The sequence below is a fragment of the Acidovorax sp. ACV01 genome, from assembly GCF_014851495.1.
Classification (GTDB): domain Bacteria; phylum Pseudomonadota; class Gammaproteobacteria; order Burkholderiales; family Burkholderiaceae_C; genus Acidovorax; species Acidovorax radicis.
Genome location: NZ_JACUZT010000002.1, coordinates 790,375 through 813,802, shown reverse-complemented (window position 1 = coordinate 813,802; position 23,428 = coordinate 790,375). Strand labels below are relative to the sequence as shown.

Genomic DNA, 23,428 nt, shown 5'->3' with positions numbered 1-23,428 from the left:
GCTAGCAGCGGATGCAAGCGGTTTCCGGGAGGTATTCAGGCTGTTGGCATATCGCGCTACATCCCGAATTTGCCCACCCGACTCTGCTGTGGCATGCACGCAAGCGGCCAACGCGACGTGGGCTTGCCGACCCCTCAACGACCCCATCTAGGTCTACTACACTGGGAATTGGAGTTCACTTTACCAAGCCCATGCAACCTAGTCCAAAGCCCTCGAAAGTGGCCGCGCTTGTCCCGGCGTGGCAGTCTGCGGCATTCATCCAAGCAACCCTCGACTGTCTCTCCGCGCAGACTTACCCTCACCTGGAAGTTGTCGTCTCTGTCGATGAATGCAGTGATTCAACTTATGAGATTTGCATGGCGCATGCTCAGAAAGACTCACGCTTCAGGGTGATCTTGCAACCGCATCGGCTAGGGTATGTGGGCAACTGCAACTTTTTATTGAATCAGACCGACGCGGATTATGTACTTTTTGCGTTTCACGATGACATCCTAAAACCCGAATACATCAGGCTGCTGGCAGAAGTGCTGGACATGCGGCCAGAGGTTGTCATGAGTTATTCGGACGTGCATCTTACAAATACCAACGGAACTCAAGAGCACTGGGTATTCACTGAGCTTGAGGGTGTTCGTGACCCGGCCCAACGGGGTGCACTCATGATGAGTGGAAATAACAAATGGTGGGTGCCCAATCGAGGGCTATTTCGCCTCAAACAAGCGCGACAAATCAACGGCCTTAAAACCCATCGCGCAGGAGAATTTTCCGCAGATTGGCCTTGGCTGTTCCATATGAGCTTGCTGGGAGAATTCGCACGCGTTCCCCAAACTCTGTGTTATAAGTATTATAAGCCGGGCAGTTTATCCCGCGGCTGGGAATTTTCCAAACGCCAACTCTATGAAGTCTACGCCGCCATAATGCGCGAAATTTGGATTTCCGACCTCACTACTGAGCAAAAAATGACGCTCGCCAGCCCTTTGGCGAGATGGCTCTACCAAAACAATCCAGATCTGAAAAAAGAGGAAAAGTGATGAACACCATCGCTTCACCCCTCTGTTCCACCTGGTTTGAAGGGCGAGTCCGCTTCATTGATCTCCCCACCCACACTGATGAGCGAGGCAATCTGCTGCCGCTCGATTTTGATAGCCTACCCTTCAAGCCACGCCGAGCATTCACGGTGACAGACGCCCCAACCGGATCCATTCGGGGGGAGCATGGCCACCGCAGCGGGGAACAACTGCTCATTTGCTTGCATGGAAAGATCGGCCTCTTGCTAAGAAAGGGGCACGAAGAAGTTGATACTGTGCTAGCGGCGGCGGGACCAGGCCTCCTGTTAGGTGCTGGCGTGTGGTGCCGCCAGACTTATTTGGTCTCGAATTCCGCGCTTTTGGTATTGGCCAGCGAACCTTATGATCCCGGATCATATGTCTCGACCTGGAATTAATACATATGCGAAATCCCCCCCGAATTGCCATCCTTGGCGCTGGAATCATGGGCTGCTCTGCAGCGCTTTTTTTTTCGCGCAAAGGGATCGAAGTATCCATCTTCGATATGGCGGAACAACCGTTCAGTGCGGCGAGTCGATGGAACGAAGGAAAAATCCACTTAGGATGCCTCTACAGCGCAGATCCGTCACTCAGCACGGCGGATCACGTCATTCCCGGCGGTCTCAGATTTCGTCCATTGATAGAGGAATTGATCGGCACGTCCCTCGCTCCAGCCATTACCTCCGAAGACGACCTGTTTTTTTGCCATCGCAAATCCGTGACTTCTGCATCGGAAATGAAGACGTACATGGAGAAAGTCGTTGAACGCGTGCGATCTCACCCGGATGCAGCGCGATATCTAGCAGATGCGTCTGAAAGTCGGGTTCACCAGCTGAGCTCTTCTGAACTGGCTGGCTTCACATCGTCGCCAGACATTGTTGCAGGTTTCCGGGTTCCAGAAAGATCCGTTGATACCAATTGGGTCGCCGAGCGGTTTATACCCGCGATGGGCGCTGAAAAATTGATTCAACAATTTATGGGAACCCGTGTCGTGGCTGCACGGCCCGCAGAGATGGGCATCAACGGCACGTGGAAAATAGAGACTTCCGCAGGCATATTTGGCCCATACGATTACGTAATAAACTCGCTCTGGCAAGGCCGTTTGGCGATAGATCGAACTGCGGGACTAGAGCCGACAGGAGTTTGGTCGAACAGATACCGTCAATCGCTTTTCTTGCGCACTGCAGAACCGGTTCATACCCCTTGCGCTGTCATCGCCACCGGGCCATTCGGAGACATAAAAAACTACAACGGGCGTGATTTTTACCTCTCCTGGTATCCCGACGGTTTGTGTGTAGACAGCCCTGACATTTCACCACCGGAGCCTCATTTAGCTTCCAAAAATGCTGAGGACATATCGAACTCCATTCTCAACCATCTTCAAGCCTTATTGCCATGGGTAGCGCAAATTCGCGAGCAAGCAGAGCGTTCCACCCTTGAAGGCGGATGGGTTTTTGCCGCCGGCCAAGGAGCACTTTCGGATCGAAAATCAACGCTGCACCGCCGTTCTGATTATGGAACCACAAAATTTGGAAACTATATTTCCATCGATACTGGAAAATACTCAACGGCGCCCGCCCTGGCTCAGGCACTGGTAGAAAATATCATATAAACGTGGAATAACTATCACATTTCGGTGTGATTGATAGTTTCCAAAAATCTCCTTGATTGCTTACCACCGCAGGCAGCGAGCGGCGTCGAGCAAACGACAGCCGCTGCGAACGCTCCTCATCCGACAGCACCAGTTCAGTCTTCGGTCTGCCTGTCCTCATCGCGGTATCTCCGTTTCAAAGATACCTCACTGGTACGCGCGACAAGTACCAGTTATTTACGAGACGGGGCACCAGTCCACAGAACGGCTATTGCAGCCAGCATCAAGGACAACAACAGCACACCCCACTGGGAAAGCGTTGGAATCCCTGTAGAGGCCGCGGCTAATGCCACACCACCCGGATCCGGGATAGCGCCATTCAGCGCTAGATCATCATCCCCCAAGCCGCCATCCGTAAGTACCAGCGTGACTGTGTTGCCGGTGATCTTCGCTCCGGGGAACGGGTACCAGTGGGAAGCGCCCTGGCTCGGCGTAGGGCCGTATTTCATGTACACGGCACCGGATGGGAACGGCTGTGGATAGGTCAGCGTGATGGTCACGGCGGCACCATTGGGGCAACCTCCGACGATCACATCGAACAAGCCTTGGGGAAACACATACCCGGCCGTGCCCCCGGAAGGCGGCGAGCCCGCGCCTCCGGTGCGAGGGATGAAATTCGCCTGGTCAAACCCGCAGCCCGCCGACCCCGACAGGCTGGCATTCACCGTGCCGCCTCCGGTGGGGCTGATGCCCGTCGCCGTGGTGGGTCGCGAACGCGTCACGGTGACCGTGTAGTTTTTGGTGGAGCCGCTCTGGGCGGTCACTTGCACGGTGACCACGTTGTTGCCGACGTTCAGCGCAATGGGGGCCGACGCGTTGCCGCTGGGCGTGGCAACGCCGTTGACCATGACACTCGCACTGCCATCGGCCACGGTCGGGGTGACGGTGATGGAGCTGTCGGGCACGGTAGCGGTGTAGTTCTGCTGGGCCGCGCTGAATACCGGGCTCAGGGTGCCGCTCGACAACAACAATGCGCCCAGGTCGTTATTCGACGAGACCGCACGCGTCACGGTGACCGTGTAGGTCTTGGTGGTGCCATTCTGCGCGGTGACCACGACCGTGACGGTGTTCGCACCGGTGTTCATTGCGATGGCGCCGGAGGCATTGCCGCTGGCCACGGCAACGCCGTTGACCGTCACCGTGGCGTTCGGTTCATTGACCGTCGGCGTGACGGTGATGCTGGTGGTCGCGGCCGCGATCGACATCGTGTAGCCCGTGGTGCTCGGCGCAAACGCCGGGCTGATGCTGCCGCCCGGCAACGCCAGGGCCGACAGGTTGGCGTCGCCCGATCCCGCCCGCGTCACCGTCACGGTGTAGGTCTTGGTGGTGGTGCCATCCTGCGCTGTCACGACGGTGGTAATGGTGTTGGCACCCACCGCCAGCGCAATCGCGCCCGAGGCATTGCCGCTGGTGGTGGCCACCCCGTTCACTGTGACGCTGGCAGTGGCATCGGCCACGGTGGGCGTCACGGTGAGTGAGGTGGTGGCGTTGCCGACGCTGGCCGTGTAGCTGATGGTGCCAGCGGCAAAAGCAGGCGCCAAGGTGCCACTGGACAGGGACAGCGCAGACAGATCAGCGTCACTCGAAGGCAGCGCGCGCGTGATGGTCACGGTGTAGCTTTTGGTCGCGCTGTTCTGGGCGGTGACGACGATGGTGACCGTGTTACTGCCCGGGTTCATCGCGATGGCACCCGAGGCGGCCCCGCTGGTGACAGCCACCCCGTTGACGGTGATGCTGGAGGTGCCCGCGGCCGCGGTGGGGGTGACGGTAAGGCTGGAGGTGCCGGCCGCGATGGAGGCGTCATAGCCCGTCGTGCCCGACGCGAACACCGGGCTCAGGGTGCCGTTAGAGAGGCTCAGCGCAGACAAGTCAGCGTTGGACGACGCGGCACGGGTCACGGTGACGGTATACGTCTTGGTCGTGGTGCCGTCCTGGGCCGTAACGACCGTGGTCAGGGTGTTGCTGCCCACATTCAGCGCAATCGCGCCCGAGGCATTGCCGCTGGTCGTGGCCACACCGTTCACGGCGATGCTGGAGGTACCGGCGGCCACGGTCGGGGTCACGGTGAGCGAGGTGGTGGCGTTGCTGACGCTGGCCGTGTAGCTGGTGGTGCCAGCTGCAAACACAGGCGCCAAGGTGCCGCTGGACAGCGACAGCGCAGACAAGTCGGCATTGGACGACCCGGCCCGGGTCACGGACACGGTGTAGCTCAGCGGCGTGCCGTTCTGCGCGGTGACGGTGACGGTGATGGTGTTGCTGCCGACGTTCAGCGCAATCGCGCCCGAGGCGTTGCCGCTGGTGGTGGCCACGCTATTGACGGTAACGCTCGCAGTGGCGTCGGCCACGGTCGGAGTGACGGTCAGCGACGTGGTGGCATTGCCCACGCTGGCCGTGTAGCCGGTGGTGCCCGAGGCAAACACCGGGGCCAGGGTGCCGCTTGAAAGCGACAGCGAGCCCAGTTGGTTGTTGCCCGACGCGGCGGCGCGGGTGACCGTGGCGGTGTAGGTGCTGGTCGTGGTGCCGTCCTGGGCGGTCACGACGGTGGTAATCGTGTTGGAGCCCACTGCCAACGCAATGGCCCCCGACGCATTGCCGCTGGTGACAGCGACCCCGTTGACGGTGACGCTGGCAGTGGCGTCGGCCACGGTGGGCGTGGCGGTGAGCGACGTTGTAGTGAAGGGCACGCTGGCCGTGTAGGACGTGGTGCCCGAGGCGAACACGGGGTTCAAAGTACCTGCCGAGAGCGCTAGGTTGCTCAGGTCGGCATTGCTCGAGGGTGGAGCGTCGCGCGTGACGGTGATGGTGTAGGTCTTGGTAGTGCTCCCGTCGAGGGCCGTGACGACGGTGGTGATGGTGTTGGAGCCGACGTTCAGCGCAATTGCCCCGGAGGCGGTGCCGCTGGCAACGGTCACACCGTTAACGGCGACGGTTGCGCCCGGAGTGTCGACCGTTGGCGTGACAGTCGTGCTGGTTATTGCGTTGGCGACCGTGAAGCCGTAGCTGGTTGTGGCGGCCAAGAATGAAAAGCCGCCGGACGACGCCGACAGGGCACTCAAGTCGGCATTGCCGGTGGGCTCGGTGAACACGAAGTTGTTGAAACCTTCCTGCCACAGCTGGTTGGGCGCTCCGGCGCTGCCAGTGGTGGTGATCCGGACCTCGTCGACATTTCCGAAGTCCGCCAGCAGATTGACGGTGACGTTGGAGCCGCCCGCATCGGCAACAAAGGGATGGCCGGCACCCGTTGCCACGCCGTTGCGGTAGCCGGTGGCGGTATAGGTCGCTCCCAGCGCCTGCACGTCCTGGATGACGAAACTGGTGATGCCGAACAGACGGTTCAACTGGCTTTTGATGACAAGCGCGCCGACCGGGTTCAAGGTGCTGAAGATCAGCATGGAGTTGCTGCCGCTGCTGGTCAGGTCGAAGTTCGTGACACTGCCGCTGAGCGTATTGCCGACGTTGGCGAAGTAGATCTCGTATTCGATGTTGGGAAAATGGATCTGGGCCGAGAGATTGCTGTCGAGGAACTTGGAGACCGTGAACGTGTTGTCCGCGAGGGTCGGATTGATCGACAAGGTGCCGGCTACGGCAGGCAGCACGTGGCGATAGGAGGGAAAGGCCAGCACCGCACTGCGCAGCGGACCAGTACGCCGCTCCAGCAGCCAGTCGCCGCCTTGCGCGGCATCCCCAGTGAAATTGGTAGACGCCGCCACCCGCGCGCCGGTGGCATCGGCCAACATGGCTATGAACTCCTGGCCCTCAGCGCCATGGGCTACCTCACAACCGTACAACAGCAGATCGGCCCCGCTATCAAGGGCCGCACGAATGCGCGCCAAGTCCACTCCCCGCTCCCGCAGCGCCTGGCGGTCAAGTGTCAGGGAACCCAAACCCAATGCACCCTTGGTGCCGTGCGAAATCAAATGCACAGCTGCAAGATTCTTTCGCTCGGCCAACACATCGGCCATCTGGCGCAAGCCGTCAGCCTGGGCATCCAGCAACACAACCTCGAAATCCTCCCCGGCCTCAGCCATCAACTGCTGGTAGTCGGCCACATTGCTCTCGATGAACAAGATACCGGGGGGCTGGAAGGCGGGTGCCAAGGGAGCCCCAGCGAGGGCCGAGGAAGCCGCAGTGAGAAAAATCCACGCCAGGCCGATGCAACAAAGCGCCTGCAAAAAGGCGAATTTTCTGGTTAGTTTCTTCACTGCGCCCACTCCCTGATATTTATAAGTGCACGCAGTAAATCATGATTTTCAATAAACAACTATCTTTTAATTGATCGCTTCAATGAAAGCGAGTGGGTGCGATACGCCGCTCTTTTTTCCCGCGCTGCGGCACCACCAACCCGGGTGCGCTGTTTCGCTGCGAGGTCGGCTCAGGATTCACACCAATAGCGAACAGCTGCCCGATCAAGACGCTGGTCTCTCCGAGATATTGGGAGCACAAGTAAAAAAGCCCAACGCCGATGTTCCTCGACGCAGGCCTTAAGAGCCTGTTCAAAATCGTCTTCTCGTGCTGACTTGCTGCAAAGCAGATGCGGTGAAAGGCCTTGAACAGGTTCTCGGCCTTTTCATACCATCGCTTCGCGGAATTTCTCGCACCTGCCGCTGCCCGAGGCTCAAATCTCGTCCGGCGTCGGCTTTAGCAACCGAGGTGATGAGAGTGTGTGGGATGGTGCGGCGGCTGCTGGAAGCAGCACAAAGCCAATCTGACGAGCGGAAGAATTTGCATTCAAGGCCGGAGAATAATCCTGTGAGCCGCGCCCTTTCGGCCGCGAACCCTTTTTGGCACACACACACGCACGGCATGCCGATGTGGGTTTGTGAGCTATCGGACAGCAAAAGAATAGAGGGGCTTTGTGACATCTGCGCAATATGAGGGACTGGTCCACAACCTGTACCAAGCAGCCACGGGCACGCAGCCTTGGCACGAAGTGCTGCAAGTGTTGGTCGATCAGTTCAAGGGACGCTTTTGCAAACTGGTGGCAGTGGATCGCCGCACGGGCCGCATGGCGCTGACGCTGCACTCATCCGGCTCACCCATGGAGGGCGTGCTGGATTACATGTGCGAATACCACCGCCTGGATCCACACTTGGCCCATGTCGCGGTGCAACCTCCGGGCACCGTGTTCAACTCTGACGACTTAATTCCAGCCTGAGAGGCGCAGGTTCATCCGTACTACCGAAACTTCTGGTCGGTTTACGGTGTGCGCTACATGTCGGGCGGAAAGGTGGCGGAGGACGAGGATTTTGTCGTCTTTTTCGGGTTGCTCCGCAGCCCCGCGCAGGGGCGGTTCGACACCGCGGCAGACGCGAGCCTGGCAAGCCTGTTCGTGCATATCAAGAAAGCTTTCGCAGAATACCGGAGCTCTGCCAACGGGCGCCGAGCGAGCACTGGCCAGCTGATGATTGAGCAGGCAGAGCGCCCCATTTTGCTTCTGGGACCGGATCGCTTTGTGGTGCATGCCAATGCTGCCGCGCAGCAGTTGTTGAGCGAAACTGAGGTGATCGTTGCGCGTAGCGGCTATATCGGTTGCCCCAGTGCGCAAGCGGAAGAGGCGCTTTTGCGGGCTCTCCACGGGCTGAAACTGGCGGAGGGGGAGTATCCGCAAACCCCAGAGCGCGTGGACCGCCGGTCCTTTGCACTGCAGGATGTGCAAGGTCGCCCGATTCCCGCGTGCACATGGGCGCTGCGGCCTTCGGAAACAATGGGCGCTTTTGGCGATACACCGCGTGCCATGCTGATCGCGGACGTGCTTGTGCCTATGGCCCGAGGCATACAACCGCGCCAGCATGATGCGATCGATGTGCCGCGCCTGGCGCTGATCCGGCGCGACATCCTGGCCCGCATCGACCGACCCGAACTGAGCCTGGAACAGATCGCGCGCCAGCACCATCTCACGCCGCGCCAGGTGCAGCGCCTGTTTGCGCGCGAGGACACTTGTTTTTCCGATTTCGTGCGGCAGGCGCGACTACAGCGGGCGCGGGACATGCTGAGCGACCCCGCGCAGCGCCACCGCCGCGTGCTGGAGATTGCGCTGGATAGCGGTTTTGACGACTTCTCCGCCTTCAGTCGGGCGTTTCGCCGCCACTTCGGCATGACACCGAGCGAGGCGCGCGGACTGACGGGCTGAGCGGCTCTACGCAGTGCCCATGTCGCATTGGGCACAACGATTGTCGCTGCCGTCCATGACACGGCATGGCGTGTTCCCAAGAATCGCTGGAGCCCCGGGCACATTGTGTGACGGGAATTCCTTCCAGCATTTTTTGCGTGTTCCATGCCATCTCTTACACGAACATCCACCGCTCCCGGAGCGCCCTTGCGCCGCCTCCGCCAATACGCCTACCGCCGTTGCGCTCGCAGGCGCCTGCGCCTGCGCGGGAGCCACGCCTTTTGCCATCACCTACACCGGCACCATCAGCGACTCTTTGATGCCGGAAATCATCAACGGCCAAAACTACACCGTCACCCTCGTTTTCGACAACCGCGACGACAACACGGCCATCAACCAGCTCTGGATAGGCGCGCACCTGACTTGCACCATCTGGCGCATGAACAACACGGGCAATGTGGTGTTCGCGCAAGACCTCGTGGCTCGGCCACCCACAGTCGTGGGCACCACTACGACCAACGCAGTGGGCGCGTTGACCTCGCTCTTTTCAGAGGTTCGAGATTCCAATATTCCCACTAGCGCCTATACGTCAAACGGCATTGCGCTGACTGCACCCGTACATTGGTTTGCCAACAGCGCAAACCCAGTTTTCTCTGACAGCACAGGGGGAGGCCCCCCCAGTTTTCGCGACCCCACTGGTATTGGTGGCGTACAGATGAACATCGCCAACTGGAGCGCCCCCCAGCCGTTCAGTGGGCCGTGTTCCGCGTTCGCCAGCCCCGAAGCTGCAACTGCTGTTCCCACCCTGGGCGAGTGGACCATGGCGCTGCTGGGTTTAGCGACAGCAGTCGTCGGCGCTCGCCGCCTGCGCCGCCATTCCCGGCAAACTGGTGAAACTGGGCATCCGAAGCAAATCCGCGGTTAGCTCGAACATACTTTTGCGGCGTGCTCCTGTGTTGTGAAACCAGCGGAGCCCCTGTTTCCGGCGCGGCTTGTTGTTTGCCACCCACATCCGCAGGCCAAAAGGTGTTTACCCCTGTGGCGCCGCCTATTTCCGCCCAGTAGCATCCTTCTCCGTTGCAACGTGCAACTCACATCACCACAGGCATAAAGCTTGCTTGTAGCGACGGCCCGAAGGCATGTACCCCATGTGTTTTGGCCCGTGATGATTTGTCATCAAACAAAATTTGATAAAGGAAACCTTGCTAATGAAAACGATTAACCGCTGCGCCGTGGCCGCGCTGGCCTTGGTTGGGACATCTGCTGCGCTTGCCCAGAGCAGCGTCACCCTGTACGGCCGGATCAACACCACGTTCGAGCACCAAAAAGAAGGCAATGTCTCCAAGACCGGCCTGTTCAACAACTCCTCCCGCTTCGGCTTCAAGGGCCAGGAAGATCTGGGCGGCGGTTTGATGGCAGGCTTCCAGCTGGAAAGCGGCTTTGACTCCAGCAGCGGCGCTTCGGACTCCCGCGGCATCTTCGCGCGCCAGAGCGAAGTGAACCTGGCTGGCGGCTTCGGCATGGTGCGTCTGGGCAACTTCACTTCGGAGTCCTACTACGCCACCGCTGACTTCATCAGCAACCACAACCACGACACCGGTTCGTCGTCGGATGCGCTGTACGCCTACCCTGCACGCGACGTCAACAAGATCGCCTACCGCACCCCCAGCTTTGGCGGCGCAACGGTAGAAGCCGGCTGGGCCATGCACGAGCAGGCCAACGGCACCGGCGGCAAGAACAGCCTCGACCTGGCCGCCAACTACGAAATCGGCAAGCTGGGCTTGGGCGCTGGCTACTCCAAGCTGGACGACCAGAACCAGTTCGCAGTGCGTGCTTCGTACTCGACCGGTCCCTTCGTGGTCGGCGCCTACGTGCAACGCGACAAGAACGTGTTCATCGCCAACGGCGGCAACCGCACCAACGTGCGCCTGTCGGGCGCCTACATCATGGGCGTGTCCGAGTTCCACCTGAATGTGGGCCGTGCCGGCAAGTACTCCCACGTGGCCGACAGCGCTGCCACCCAATACACGGTGGGCTACAACTACAACCTGAGCAAGCGCACCAAGATCTACACCTACTACACCCGCATCAACAACAACCACAACGCCAGCTACGGCGTGGCCACTGCGGGCAACGACTTCAGCTCCTTCGCCATGGGCGTGCGCCACAACTTCTGATGGCCCCACACCCGCTGCTGCCCTAACTGGTGGGAGGGCAGAGACACAGCTATTTACCCCGCACTTCTTTTGGGAGTGCGGGTTTTTTTGCGCCCGGCGAAAGTGCATGGACGGACAGTTGCCACGGGGAATGTGGGGGATTGCCTTGCGCCCCCCCTCTCACACCGTGCAACGCGAACTGCGCTGGAACCGGCAGACTGCCAAGCTTGCACGATAAAGTGCCAAAAACCTCTCGATGCCCGCCAAACGCCCCCACTTGGCGCAGTCCGCCCGCGATCGGCCACATGCCTCGCGGATCAAGCGATCACCGACCCAGCACGGCCACCTGCATTTCGGTGCGAATCTCAAACCCCAGGCTTTCGTACAAGGCAATGGCCGCTTCGTTGGTGGTCCAGGCATGCAGAAAAGGTTGGTCCCCGCGTTGCTGAATGGCGTGGGCGACCACCGATGAAAGCCGACGGGCAAAGCCGCGCCCCCGAAAATCAGGATGGACACACACACCGCTGACCTCCGTACCGCCTTCAAAACGCATGCGTTCCCCCGCCATGGCCACCAGAACGCCGTCAGACCGGATACCCACGAAGCGGCCCATGATGTGGGTGCGCGCAAGGAACGGACCGGGCTCGGTCAGCCGCGCCAAGGCCAGCATCTCGGCAGCGTCGGCATCGCCAAGCGCCACGACTGAATCGGCACCAGACTCGGCAGCAATGGCCCGGCCCGCCAACATCTGCACGCCCCGGGCTCGGCGAAGGGCCTGCATTCCCTTGGGCACCGGGATGGGTTGCGCTTGCAGCACGAAGACCGATTCCCCCTCGGTCACCAGGTCGGCTACCGCCGCCAGGCTGGCGCCATCGTCATCTCGGGCCGATGCAAACAGATTGACATCGCGCCGGTAGCGTTTGGCCAAGCCGCCGCCTTCGGCCAGATCGGGCGCAAAGGTCAGCGATGCCCAGACGGGGCGGTCAAAAGAGTTGATCGTGGTCATCGTGTTTTTTCCTTTCCTGGGTAGTGGGGAGTGCTTTTGCCTTTGCGCTTGCGGGTGGCTTGCTCCGTGGCGATGGAGGCCGCCGAGCGCTGCAGGAGCGACGTGCGCGCAAGCCCCGCCTCCAGGGCAGCCAACTGGTCCAGCAAAGGCCCTTCAAGCGATGCACAAACCTGGGCGACCGAGGCTTCCAGCACGGGCCAGACATCGCGTTGCGCCCGCTGGACCAGTGCCTGGCCTTGCGGGCTGAGCGCTACGCGGCGCACACGCCGATCGCCCTCCACCGCCTCCGACTGCACCAATCCGCTGTCTTCCAGCCCTTTCAAGGAACGGGTGACCACGGGCTGGCTGACGCCGACGGCCTGGCTCAGCTCGCCCACGCCCAGTGCGCCATGCCAGTCCAGTGCCGCCAAGAGCGGGAAATGCGCTGCGGGCATATCGATGCCATGTTCAGTCAGCAGTGACTGCGTTTGCGCCTGAAGCGCCTCGCCTATGCGCTTGAAGCGCGTGCCCAGAGTGAGGAATCCGAGTTCCTTGACGACGTCTTCGATCATGGTTTATTGCCTTAGATATATATCATGATATGCATTTGACAGCCTACGTCAACGGATTTCTTCACAGCTGCCTTGGCACTTCCTGCCAGGTTGATTTCCAACGCACAAAAACAAAAGCCTGCAGACGATCTCACAGGAATGCTCCTAAAAGATCGCCCGCAGGCCCTGACTGAGTTACCCAGGCTGCGGAGATGCGCGCAGCCCAGGCGTGCCGGGCATCCAGCTCCTTACACGTTCATGATCGACACCAGGCGCGTGTTCAGGTGCGCCTCGATGGCTTCCGGGCCCCCTTCCGAGCCGTAGCCCGAATCCTTCAACCCGCCAAACGGCAGCTCAGCCGCTGGTGCAGCGGCCTGGTTGATCCACAACATGCCCACTTCCAGACGCTGCGCCAGCAGGTGTGCATTTTTCAGCGAGGTGGTGAAGGCGTAGCCGGCCAGGCCAAACGGCAGGCGGTTGGCCTCGGCAATGGCGTCTTCGATCTTGGTGAACCCGCGCACGGCGGCCACCGGGCCAAAGGGTTCTTCGTTGACGATGCGGGCCGACAGGGGCACGTCGTTCAGCACGGTGGGCTGGAAGAAGTTGCCTTCGCTGCCAATGCGCTCGCCACCCGTTACCAGCGTGGCGCCCTGCTGCACGGCGTCGGCCATCAGATCGGCCATGGCGGTGATGCGGCGGGGGTTGGCCAGCGGTCCCATCTGCGTGCCTGCAGTCAGGCCGTCGCCCACCTTCAGGCCCTGGGCGTACTTAGCGAACGCGGCCACGAAGTCGGCGCGAATGCTTTCGTGCACCAGGTAGCGCGTGGGCGAGATGCAGACCTGGCCTGCGTTGCGGAACTTGGAACCGCTGGAGATCTTGATGGCCAGCTCGAGGTCAGCGTCCTCCGCCACGATCACCGGCGCGTGGCCGCCCAGCTCCATGGTCACGCGCTTCATGTGCTTGCCCGCCAGCGCGGCCAGCTGCTTACCCACGGGCGTGGAGCCGGTGAACGTAACCTTGCGGATGATGGGGTGCGGGATCAGGTAGCTGGAGATTTCAGCCGGGTCGCCATAGACCAGGCCCACGGTGCCAGCGGGCACGCCGGCATCGGCAAATGCGCGGATCAGCTCGGCCGGGCTGGCGGGGGTTTCTTCGGGTGCCTTCACCAGGATGGAGCAGCCCGCACCCAGCGCGGCGGCCAGCTTGCGCACCACCTGGTTGATAGGAAAGTTCCACGGCGTGAACGCGGCGACGGGGCCCACGGGGTCCTTGAGCACCATCTGCGTGGCTTTGAGGTTGCGCGAAGGCACGATGCGGCCATAAACCCGCAGTGATTCGTCGGCAAACCATTCGATGATGTCGGCCGAGGCCATGGTTTCGACCTTGGCCTCGGCCAGGGGTTTGCCCTGCTCTTGCACCATGATGGCGGCAATCGCATCGGCGCGTTCGCGCATCAGTGCAGCGGCGCGCCGCATGGTCTTGGCGCGCTCGGCGGCGGGGATGTCGCGCCAGGCTTCAAAGCCCTTTTGTGCGGCGTCCAATGCGCGGTCCAGATCCCCCTTGGTGGCATAGGCCACGCGGCCGATTTCTTTGCCGGTGGAGGGGTTGAACACGGCAAGGGTTTTGCCTTCGGCGGCGTCTTGCCACTGGCCTGCGATGAAGAGCTGGGTGTTGGGATAGGTCATGAGCGTTGGGGTCAGCCAAAAAATCAAAAAAAACGACTATACGCCTGCGATGATGGCTGTGTATTTCAAGGAGATTGCATGCGAGAAGTAGTCCAAAGCCTCGAAGAGTCGCGCATCCGCGAGGTGGCCAACGAGGGCCTGGGGCGCAGCGATGTGCTGAAGTTCTGGTTTGGCGAGAGCGACGAGGTGACGCCCGATTTCATCCGCGACGCGGCCATTGCGTCGCTGCAAAAGGGCGAGACCTTTTACGCCCACAACCTGGGCCTGCCCGAACTGCGCCACGCGATTGCGGGCTACATGCACGGCCTGCACCCGCAGCAGCACACCGATGCGTGGTTCGACCGCATCGCAGTGACGTCCGGCGGCGTGAGCGGCCTGATGGTGGCCGTGCAGACCCTGGTGGACGCGGGCGACGAAGTGGTGCTGGTGACGCCCGTGTGGCCCAACCTGGTGGCACAGCCGCGCATTCTGGGTGCACAGGTGCGCACGGTGCCGCTGGTGGCCGACGTGCACGGCGCATGGCGCCTGGACATGGATGCGCTGCTGGCCGCCATCACACCCGGCACGCGCCTGCTGGTCGTCAACGCCCCCAACAACCCCACGGGCTGGACGCTGACGCGTGAGGAGCAAGCCACCATCCTGGCGCACTGCCGCCGCACGGGCACGTGGATTTTGGCGGACGAGGTGTACGAGCGGCTGTACTACGCGGGCGACACGGCCAATGGCGCGGCCCCCAGCTTTCTGGACGTGGCCGAGCCCGAGGATCGGCTGATCGTGACGCACAGCTTCTCCAAGAGTTTTTTGATGACCGGCTGGCGCCTTGGGTGGCTGGTGTTGCCGCCGTCACTCACCCAGGCGGTGGGCAAGCTGATCGAGTTCAACACCTCGTGCGCGCCGGTGTTTGTGCAGCGCGGGGCCACGGTGGCGCTGCAGCGCACGGATGAGGTGACGCCCGCGCTGGTGAACCATCTACGCAACTGCCGGGACACGCTGGTGCCGTTGCTGGCCGATGTGCCAGGCGTGTCGGTGGCCACGCCGCGTGGGGGAATGTATGCGTTCTTCCACATCGACGGGCATGACGAGTGTTTAACGCTGGCCAAGCGGCTGGTGCGGGAGGCGGGGCTGGGGCTGGCGCCGGGCAGCGCGTTTGGGGGTGAAGCGGCGGGGTGGCTGCGGTGGTGTTTTGCGAGTCGGGATGTGGGGAGGTTGGAGGAAGGGGTTGGGAGGTTGAGGGGATGGTTGAAGGGGTGATGGAGAGAGATTTTTGAACGATTTTTGCCGCTAGCGCTTGTGGGAATGGCGTAAGTAGCTATTATTTTTATAGCTATTGGTTCTTGCTTCTGCCGTTCGGGCTGAGCCTGTCGAAGCCTGGGCTCGTGTGCTGATCTGGCCGCGTGCCTTTGAAAAGGGCGGAGGCCGGGAGTCGCCCGGCCTCCGCACTGAACCCAAGCACGCGGCACGATCAGCGCCAAGGCTTCGACAGGCTCAGCCCGAACGGGCGGGGGCGAGCTGGGTTTGGGGCACTATAAAAACAATAGCTGCTAGCGCTTACTTCAAAAGCGCTAGCAGCCAAAAACACTCGGAAAGTCCCCAAAATACAACTACTGAGCTACCTGCGCCAACTTCACAGCAGGCTGATCCCCCCACCCTCCACCCAGCGCCCGAATCAACCCCACCGTCGCCACATACTGCGCCGTTCGCACCTGCAGCTCCTGCCGCCGATTGCGCAACTCACTGCGCCGCGCGTCCAGCAACTCCAGCTGGCTCACCAAGCCATTGCGATACCGCGCATCCGACAACTGCGTCGCCCGCCGCGCCGCAGTCACCGCACGCCCCTGCGCCTCGGCCTGGCCGGACAGCAGACGCAGCGAGGTCAACTGATCCTCCACGTCACGAAACGCATTGAGCACCTGGCCCCGGTGGTCCGCCAGCGCAGCTTCCAGCCGGGCCTTCGCCCCCTCGATCTGCGCATCGCGCTGGCCGCCGTCAAAGATCGGCAGCGACAGCAGCGCACTCACACCCCAGGCACGGGCCGACCACTTGAACAAATCACCCAGCTCCGGCGATGCATGCCCCGCGTTGCCCGTGAGCGTGACGGCCGGGAACCACGCCTTCTGCGCCACGCCCACGCGCGCTTGCGCGGCCAGCACGGCGGTTTGCGCGGCCGACACATCGGGCCGGCGCGCCAGCACCGTGCCAGGCACGCCCGGCGGGATCACGGGCAGCGCGGCGTCGCCCGTGGCGGGCGGCAGCACAAAGCCGCTGGCCACCTCGCCCGCCAGCACGGCCAGCGCGTTGGTCAACAACGCTTGCTGGCGTTGCAGGGCCAATGCTTCGGATTCGGTGGCCGCCACTTCCGTCTGCACGCGGGCCACATCCAGCTCGGCCACGTCGCCCGCCTGCAGGCGGCGCTGCGTGAGGCGCAGCGTGCCTTCGTAGGCAGACAAGCTCTCTTGCACCAGCACCTGCTCGGCCTGCACGGCGCGCAGCTGCAGATAGGTTTGCGCCACGTCGGCCTGCACCATCAAGCGCGTGCTTTGCAGCAGGGCCTCGCGCGTGTCGGCGTCCAAACGTGCAGCGTCACTGGTTTGCGAGAGGCGGCCAAACAGGTCCAGTTCGTACGAGGCATTGAGCCCCGCCGTGCCCAGCGTGGCGGGTGCCGCGCTGCCGGTGGTGTTGGCCCCCCCCTGGCGAGAAACACCTGCCGAGGCACCGACCTGGACGGAGCGCGCGGCGTCTGCCGAGCGCAGCAGCGTGCGCGCTTCGGCCAATCGCGCTGCGGCCTGCTGAATGCTGGTGTTGGCGTTGCCCGAGCGCTGGATCAAATCGGCCAGCACCGGGTCTTGAAAACCGAGCCACCACTCGCCGCGCGGCTGCGCTTCGGCGGGGGCGGCTACCGTCCAGGGCGCCGTGGGCAGTGCGTCGCCGCCTGCGGTGAAGTTGGTGGGCACGGGCACACCCGCATGCGGCGCGGGGGCCACGGGCTGCGTCATGCAACCAGCCAGCACCAGGGCGGCGGCCAGGGGCGCCAGCAGGCTGCGCTTGCGCGTTGCGAGGGCACCGTCGGTGGAGTTTTTCTTCAATAGCAAATCGGTCATGGTTGGTCTCCTGCCCGGTCCGATGCACCCGCCGCATTCAGCGGCGTGGACATCGTGGAGCGAGCGTCTAGGGCCACAAAGGTCGTTGTTGTCACCGTGGTGAAGGGCATCATTCGTGCTCCTTGCGCGGCGCGGCCAGCACAGGGTGGGCGGTGCCACCGCTACCCGGCGCGTGCGAGATGGGCGCCACATGTGTGCCGTGCTCCACCAGCGGGCGGTTGCCTGCCAGCTTGCGCAGCAGCACGTAGAACACGGGCGTGAGGAACAGGCCAAAAGCCGTCACCCCGATCATTCCGGAGAACACCGCCACGCCCATGGCGCTGCGCATCTCGGCGCCGGCACCAGTGGAGAGCACCAGGGGCAGCACACCCATGACGAAGGCCAGCGAGGTCATCAGGATGGGGCGCAGCCGCAGGCGGCTGGCTTCGATGGCGGCCTGCACAGGGGTGCGCCCGGCAAACTCCAGCTCACGCGCAAACTCCACGATCAGGATCGCGTTCTTGGCCGACAGCCCCACCAGCACGATGAGCCCGATCTGCGTGAACACGTTGTTGTCACCGTTGCTCAGCCACACCCCGGTCATGGCCGCCAGGATGCCCATAGGCACGATCAGGATGATGGCAATGGGCAGCGTGAGGCTTTCGTACTGCGCGGCCAGCACCAGGAACACCAGCAGGATGGCCAGCGGGAACACCAGCACGGCAGAGTTGCCGGCCAGGATTTCCTGGTACGTCAGCTCGGTCCACTCGAAGGTGATGCCCTGGGGCAGCGTCTCGGCGGCAATGCGCTCGATGGCTGCCTGGGCCTGGCCCGACGAGTAGCCGGGTGCAGGGCCGCCGTTGATGTCCGCGGCCAGGTAGCCGTTGTAGCGCATGGCACGCTCGGGGCCGAAGCTCGGCTCCATCTTCATCAGCGCCGACAGGGGCACCATCTCGCCGGTGGCAGAGCGCACCTTGAGCAGGCCCACGTCTTCAGCCCGCGCGCGGTAGGCCGCATCGGCCTGCACACGCACGCTGTACGTGCGGCCGAACTGGTTGAAGTCGTTGGCGTACAGGCTGCCCAGGTAAATCTGCAGCGTGTCGAAGATGTCCGTCACCGGCACACCCAGCTGGCGGGCCTTGGTGCGGTCGATGTTGGCGTACAGCTGCGGCACGTTGACCTGCCAGCTGGTGAACAGGCCGGCCAGCTCGGGCGTCTGGTAGGCCTTGGCCATGAAGGCCTTCACGGCGCCGTCCATGGCCTGAAAGCCCAGCGACGCGCGGTCTTCGATCTGCAGCTTGAAGCCGCCGGTCGTTCCCAGGCCCGCCACGGGTGGCGGCGGGAACATGGCGATGAACGCATCCTGGATGCTGCCGAACGACTGGTTCAGCTGGCCCGCCACGGCGCCGCCGCTTTGGTCGGCACGGGTGCGCTCGGCAAAGGGCTTGAGCGTGGCGAACACGATGCCGGAGTTGGAGCTGTTGGTGAAGCCGTTGATCGACAGGCCGGGGAAGGCGATCGCGTCTTCGACGTTCGGGTTCTCCTTCATGATCTCGCCCATGCGGCGGATCACGTTCTCGGTGCGGTCCAGAGTGGCGCCATCGGGCAGCTGCGCAAAGCCGATCAGGTACTGCTTGTCCTGCGCGGGCACGAAGCCGCCGGGCACGATCTTGAACAGGCCCACCGTGGCACCCACCAGCGCGAGGTAGATCACGAACATCAGTGCCTTGCGGCCGATGACGCGCTTGACGCCACCGCTGTAGGCCTCGGAGCCGCGGTGGAACAGGCGGTTGAAGCCGCGGAACAGGCCACCGAACACCTTGTCCATGCCGCGCGTGAGCGCATCCTTGGGCTCGTTGTGGCCCTTGAGCAGCAGTGCGCTGAGCGCAGGCGACAGGGTCAGCGAATTGATCGCCGAGATCACCGTGGAGATCGCAATCGTGACCGCGAACTGCTTGTAGAACTGGCCGGTGAGCCCGCTGATGAAGGCCAGCGGCACAAACACGGCCACCAGCACCAGCGCAATCGCGATGATGGGGCCGGAGACTTCACGCATGGCGCGGTAGGTGGCCTCGCGCGGGGTCAGGCCCGCCTCGATGTTGCGCTCCACGTTCTCCACCACCACGATGGCATCGTCCACCACGATGCCGATGGCCAGCACCAGGCCGAACAGGCTCAGGGCGTTGATCGAAAAGCCCAGCAGGTGCAGCACCGCGAACGTGCCCACCACCGACACCGGCACGGCCAGCAGCGGGATGATGGAGGCACGCCAGGTCTGCAGGAACAAAATCACCACCAGCACCACGAGGGCGATGGCTTCGAGCAGCGTGTGGATCACCGACTTGATCGATGCGCGCACGAACTGTGTGGGGTCGTACGCAATGCGGTACTCCACGCCTTCGGGCATGTTCTTCTGGATCTCGTCCATGGTCTTGCGCACGTTGGACGAGATGTCGAGCGCGTTGGAGCCCGGCGCCTGGAACACGCCCATGCCCACGGCGGGGTCGTTGTTGAGCAGCGAGCGCAGCGAGTAGTCGGCCGCGCCCAGCTCCAGGCGGGCGATGTCGCGCAGGCGCGTCACCGCGCCGTCGGCACCGGTCTTGACGATGATGTCGCCGAACTCTTCTTCGGTCTGCAGACGACCCTGGGCGTTGATGGACAGTTGCAGGTCCACGCCAGGCAGGCCGGGCGATGCGCCCACCACGCCGGCGGCAGCCTGCACGTTCTGGCCGCGGATGGCGGTCACCACGTCGCTGGCCGAGAGGCCGCGCTGCGCGACCTTCTGCGGGTCGAGCCACACACGCATGGAGTAGTCGCCGCCTCCGAAGATCTGCACCTGGCCCACGCCGCCGATGCGGGCGAGGCGGTCCTTCACATTGAGCACCGCGTAGTTGCGCAGGTAGTCGATGTCGTAACGGTTGTTGGGCGAGACCAGGTGGACCACCATGGTCAGGTCCGGCGCGCTCTTGACGGTGGTGACGCCCAGGCGGCGCACTTCCTCGGGCAGGCGCGGCTCGGCCTGAGAGACGCGGTTTTGCACCAGCTGCTGGGCCTTGTCGGGATCAGTGCCCAGGGCAAAGGTCACCGTCAGCGTCATCACGCCGTCGGTGGTGGCCTGGCTGCCCATGTAGAGCATGCCTTCCACGCCGTTGATGGATTCCTCCAGCGGCGTGGCCACGGTCTCGGCGATCACCTTGGGGTTGGCGCCTGGGTACTGTGCGCGCACCACCACGGAGGGCGGCGCGACTTCAGGGTATTCGGAGATGGGCAGACCGCGCAATGCGATGAGCCCCCCGAGGAAGATGAGCACCGACAGCACCCCGGCAAAGATGGGGCGGTCGATGAAAAAGCGGGATAGATTCATGGATGCAAATTCCTTCAATCGCTCTGGCTCAGGCCGCTGGCGACTTGGCAGCGTTCTTGGCTTCCTTGCGATCGCCCGCAATTTCGGCCTTGGCGGTCATGGGAACGGACTGGGGCGCCACCACGGCACCGGGGCGCACGCGCTGCAGGCCGTTGACGACGATGTTCTCGCCAGCCTTGAGGCCTGAGGTGACCACGCGCAGGCCGTCAATCGGCGCGCCCAGGGTGACTTCGCGGTATTCGGCCTTGTTGCCCTCGCCCACCACCATCACGAACTTCTTGTTCTGGTCGGTGCCCACGGCACGCTCGTTGATCAGCAGCGCTTGCGTGTTGCGGGCCTGGCCCATGCGGATGCGGGCGAACTGGCCGGGCATCAGGACACCGTCTTCGTTGTCGAACACGGCGCGCACACGCACCGTGCCGCTCTTGGCATCCACCTGGTTGTCGATGAGCTGCAAGCGGCCGGCGTGCGGCGTACCGCCCGTGGTGCCGGTGCCCATCTGCACGGGGATGCGCTCGATGAGCTGGCGCGCGCTATTGCCACGCTGGCCGCTTTGCAGGTCGGCCAGGGCCTTCACCACGATCTGCTCATCGGTATCAAAGCTGGCGTAGATAGGGCTCACGGACACCAGCGTGGTCAGCACGGGTGCGCCCGCGCCAGCGGCTACCAGGTTGCCCACGGTGACCTCGATGCGGCCTACGCGGCCCGCGACAGGGGCGCGCACCTGGGTGTAGCCTAGGTTGAGCTTGGCGGTCTGCAGCGCGGCCTGGGCGGCGCGCAGGTTGGCATCGGCTTCGCGCTGTGCGTTCAGGCGCTCGTCGTGCTCGCGCTGGGCAATGGCTTTTTCTTCGAGCAGGCGTGTGGCGCGCTCCAGTTCGCTGCGCGTGTACGACACACGGGCTTGCGCAGCGACCACCTGGGCTTCGGCGCGGTCCACCTCGGCGGCGTAAGGAGCGGGGTCCACCGTGACCAGCAGGTCGCCCTGCTTGACCAGCGAGCCTTCGCGAAAGTGCACGGCCTGCACGGCGCCCGAGACGCGCGGTCGCACATCCACACGCTGCACGGCTTCGAGGCGGCCCGAGAACTCGTCCCACAGTGCTATGTTTTTTTGCAGCACGGCCGCCACCGACACCGGCATGGCCGGTGGCGCAGCAGGGGTGCCATCGGCCTGGGCAACAGGCGCCTGGAACACAAGGATGATGGCGGCCACGGTGGCCGTCACTGCGGTGGCAATGGTGGCCAGGCCCAGCGGGCGGCTCTTGGAGAAAGGATTGGAGTTCATGGTCGTTTCAATCGTTAAGGCTTCCCTTGTGGGGGCGAGCCGGTGGAGGTTTTTTTGCCACGCCCCGGTGCGTGGGCGTTGTGCCGACAGGTGTCAGGGCCGTGGATGGAGGGACAGTCTCGGCAATGACACGGTGGAAAAGTCAAGGCCCCTACAGCACACCACCGGGCCATGTCCATACCGATGTCAGAAGACGTGGCTGCGCTGCGTGTTGTGACAGCCGTGGTTGCGGAGCGGCGAGTGGCCCCATGGTTTTTTCATGCTGTGATTTCCTCCGTATCTATCGTTGACATCAATCGCCCCTGCCTGCCGTCTGGGCCCAGGCGGGCACGGCTTGCAGAAAGGCGTGGGCAAGGCTTCTCCCTCCGGCACGGTGAGGCCGGAAAAATCAGCGTTGAAAACCAGGTGGTTGGCGGGAAGGCCGCAGTATCAAACCTCAACCAAAGTTGAGGTCAACGACTTTCTGCGGCCCGGGTTGCTGGGAACAAACTCTCAGGAAGGCACCGGACATCGGGTGGCTTCAAAAAACAGGCGGAATTGCTCCTGCGCACCCGCTGCGCAAGGGCATTCGTTTTGCCCGGTCTGCAGCAAGGCATCGGGCCACTGCGCCGTTTTGGAGAAAACATGGCGGGTGACCTGCAGGCCTGCGGCCTCCAGCCGGGTGGCGTAGGCCAGCGCTTCGTCGTGCATCGGGTCGGTGTCGCCCACCAGCACCAGCGTGGGTGGCAAACCTGCCAGGCGATGTGCAGCCCCGGGCACGGCGTAAGGATGATCTGCATCGCGCGGGCTGCGCAGAAAATTGCGCCAGCCTTCGGCCCATTTGCAGCCGGTGGCATTGCCCGTGGCTTCGCGCAGTGAGGCCGTGCCCACACACGGGTCCAGCATGGGCGAGAGCAGGATCTGCCCGGCCAGCGGCGGGTGCGACTGGTCGCGCGCCATCAGGCCCACGGCGGCGGCCAGGTTGCCACCAGCTTCCTCACCGGCGAGGTAGACCAGCGCACCTTGCCCGCCGAGCTTGGTGCGGTTGCGGTGCACCCACTTGAGAACGTCATAGCCCGTGTCCACCGGCTGCGGGAACGGGGTGAGCGGGTACGCCACCGACACCACCACGGCCCCCACGCCTTCCAGCAGCGAGGCCACGGTGCAGCCGGTGTCCAGGCCTCCCGAGGTGAATGCGCCACCATGAAAATGCACCACCACCGGCGACGCCTGGCCACTCTTCTTGCGCCCATACATGCGCACGGCCACATCCCGCCCCTTGGTCACTTCAATAGTGGAATCGGAGCACACGGAGGCAGCCTTGCCCCCTTCGGAGGGCTTAGCAACGGGCGGCAGAATGAAAGATGGCGAGGAAAGATGGTCGGGCTGCATGGCATGTACCCAGTAAATTGACGATGGATGAAATGTAGTGGCTTGCGTCTTTCAGATAAACAGGTCAAACACCACCGCACTGTTTCCAAAAGCTCAACAATCGCAGGGTGGCGGGCATGTGAGAATTCCTCAGCACCCACTGGTGGGTGCTGTA

General features: G+C 62.9%; 16 protein-coding genes. 8 read left to right on the top strand and 8 right to left on the bottom strand.

Annotated features, from left to right (window positions below; all coding sequences use genetic code 11):
- Positions 1–11: 11 nt before the first annotated feature.
- The 3 genes from IB243_RS08250 to IB243_RS08240 are packed head-to-tail and all read left to right on the top strand — an operon-like array spanning position 12 to position 2,655.
- Positions 12–1,028 (top strand): glycosyltransferase family 2 protein, encoded by a 1,017-nt coding sequence (locus IB243_RS08250; protein ID WP_370540323.1) that lies wholly within the window; start codon positions 12–14, stop codon positions 1,026–1,028.
- Positions 1,028–1,441: an FdtA/QdtA family cupin domain-containing protein gene (locus tag IB243_RS08245; protein WP_192426203.1), complete on the top strand. Its 414-nt coding sequence runs from the start codon at positions 1,028–1,030 to the stop codon at positions 1,439–1,441. Before IB243_RS08250 ends, IB243_RS08245 begins: the two co-directional genes overlap by 1 nt.
- 5 nt (positions 1,442–1,446) lie before the next feature.
- Positions 1,447–2,655, top strand: a complete 1,209-nt coding sequence (locus IB243_RS08240; protein ID WP_192426201.1) for an FAD-dependent oxidoreductase — start codon at positions 1,447–1,449, stop codon at positions 2,653–2,655.
- Positions 2,656–2,867: 212 nt separating this feature from the next.
- Here the strand turns inward: IB243_RS08240 and IB243_RS08235 are convergent, their stop codons facing one another.
- Positions 2,868–6,791: an IPTL-CTERM sorting domain-containing protein gene (locus IB243_RS08235; RefSeq protein WP_192426198.1), complete on the bottom strand. Its 3,924-nt coding sequence runs from the start codon at positions 6,789–6,791 to the stop codon at positions 2,868–2,870.
- 758 nt (positions 6,792–7,549) lie between these two features.
- Here IB243_RS08235 and IB243_RS08230 point away from each other — a divergent pair.
- The 4 genes from IB243_RS08230 to IB243_RS08215 all read left to right on the top strand — a co-directional run bounded on the left by IB243_RS08230 (position 7,550) and on the right by IB243_RS08215 (position 10,980).
- Complete coding sequence (locus tag IB243_RS08230) at positions 7,550–7,849, top strand: hypothetical protein (protein ID WP_192426196.1); 300 nt, start codon at positions 7,550–7,552, stop codon at positions 7,847–7,849.
- Between the two features lie 57 nt (positions 7,850–7,906).
- Complete coding sequence (locus IB243_RS08225) at positions 7,907–8,824, top strand: helix-turn-helix transcriptional regulator (protein ID WP_192426194.1); 918 nt, start codon at positions 7,907–7,909, stop codon at positions 8,822–8,824.
- A 298-nt stretch (positions 8,825–9,122) separates the two neighbouring features.
- Complete coding sequence (locus IB243_RS08220; protein WP_192426192.1) at positions 9,123–9,728, top strand: IPTL-CTERM sorting domain-containing protein; 606 nt, start codon at positions 9,123–9,125, stop codon at positions 9,726–9,728.
- Between the two features lie 283 nt (positions 9,729–10,011).
- Complete coding sequence (locus tag IB243_RS08215) at positions 10,012–10,980, top strand: porin (protein ID WP_010464039.1); 969 nt, start codon at positions 10,012–10,014, stop codon at positions 10,978–10,980.
- A 304-nt stretch (positions 10,981–11,284) separates the two neighbouring features.
- Here the strand turns inward: IB243_RS08215 and IB243_RS08210 are convergent, their stop codons facing one another.
- From IB243_RS08210 to IB243_RS08200, 3 genes are all read right to left on the bottom strand, one after another.
- Positions 11,285–11,965: a GNAT family N-acetyltransferase gene (locus IB243_RS08210; protein WP_192426190.1), complete on the bottom strand. Its 681-nt coding sequence runs from the start codon at positions 11,963–11,965 to the stop codon at positions 11,285–11,287.
- The gene (locus tag IB243_RS08205; protein WP_010464037.1) at positions 11,962–12,516 is read right to left on the bottom strand and encodes a MarR family winged helix-turn-helix transcriptional regulator; all 555 of its coding nucleotides are present in this window, start codon (positions 12,514–12,516) and stop codon (positions 11,962–11,964) included. Before IB243_RS08205 ends, IB243_RS08210 begins: the two co-directional genes overlap by 4 nt.
- Before the next feature lie 227 nt (positions 12,517–12,743).
- Positions 12,744–14,180: an NAD-dependent succinate-semialdehyde dehydrogenase gene (locus tag IB243_RS08200; protein ID WP_192426188.1), complete on the bottom strand. Its 1,437-nt coding sequence runs from the start codon at positions 14,178–14,180 to the stop codon at positions 12,744–12,746.
- 78 nt (positions 14,181–14,258) lie between these two features.
- Between IB243_RS08200 and IB243_RS08195 the strand changes: the two genes are divergently transcribed.
- Entirely contained in the window at positions 14,259–15,431 is a 1,173-nt protein-coding gene (locus tag IB243_RS08195; RefSeq protein ID WP_192426186.1) for a pyridoxal phosphate-dependent aminotransferase, read from the top strand.
- Between the two features lie 350 nt (positions 15,432–15,781).
- Here IB243_RS08195 and IB243_RS08190 read toward each other — a convergent pair whose 3' ends face one another.
- The 4 genes from IB243_RS08190 to IB243_RS08175 form a co-directional block, all read right to left on the bottom strand.
- Positions 15,782–17,278, bottom strand: a complete 1,497-nt coding sequence (locus tag IB243_RS08190) for an efflux transporter outer membrane subunit (protein ID WP_192426184.1) — start codon at positions 17,276–17,278, stop codon at positions 15,782–15,784.
- A gap of 109 nt (positions 17,279–17,387) precedes the next feature.
- Positions 17,388–20,621 carry an efflux RND transporter permease subunit gene (locus IB243_RS08185; protein ID WP_192426182.1) on the bottom strand — a complete coding sequence of 1,078 codons (3,234 nt, stop codon included), beginning with the start codon at positions 20,619–20,621 and terminating at the stop codon, positions 17,388–17,390.
- 28 nt (positions 20,622–20,649) lie between these two features.
- Positions 20,650–21,903: an efflux RND transporter periplasmic adaptor subunit gene (locus tag IB243_RS08180; protein ID WP_192426180.1), complete on the bottom strand. Its 1,254-nt coding sequence runs from the start codon at positions 21,901–21,903 to the stop codon at positions 20,650–20,652.
- 492 nt (positions 21,904–22,395) lie between these two features.
- Complete coding sequence (locus tag IB243_RS08175) at positions 22,396–23,274, bottom strand: alpha/beta hydrolase (protein ID WP_192426178.1); 879 nt, start codon at positions 23,272–23,274, stop codon at positions 22,396–22,398.
- Positions 23,275–23,428: the final 154 nt, after the last annotated feature.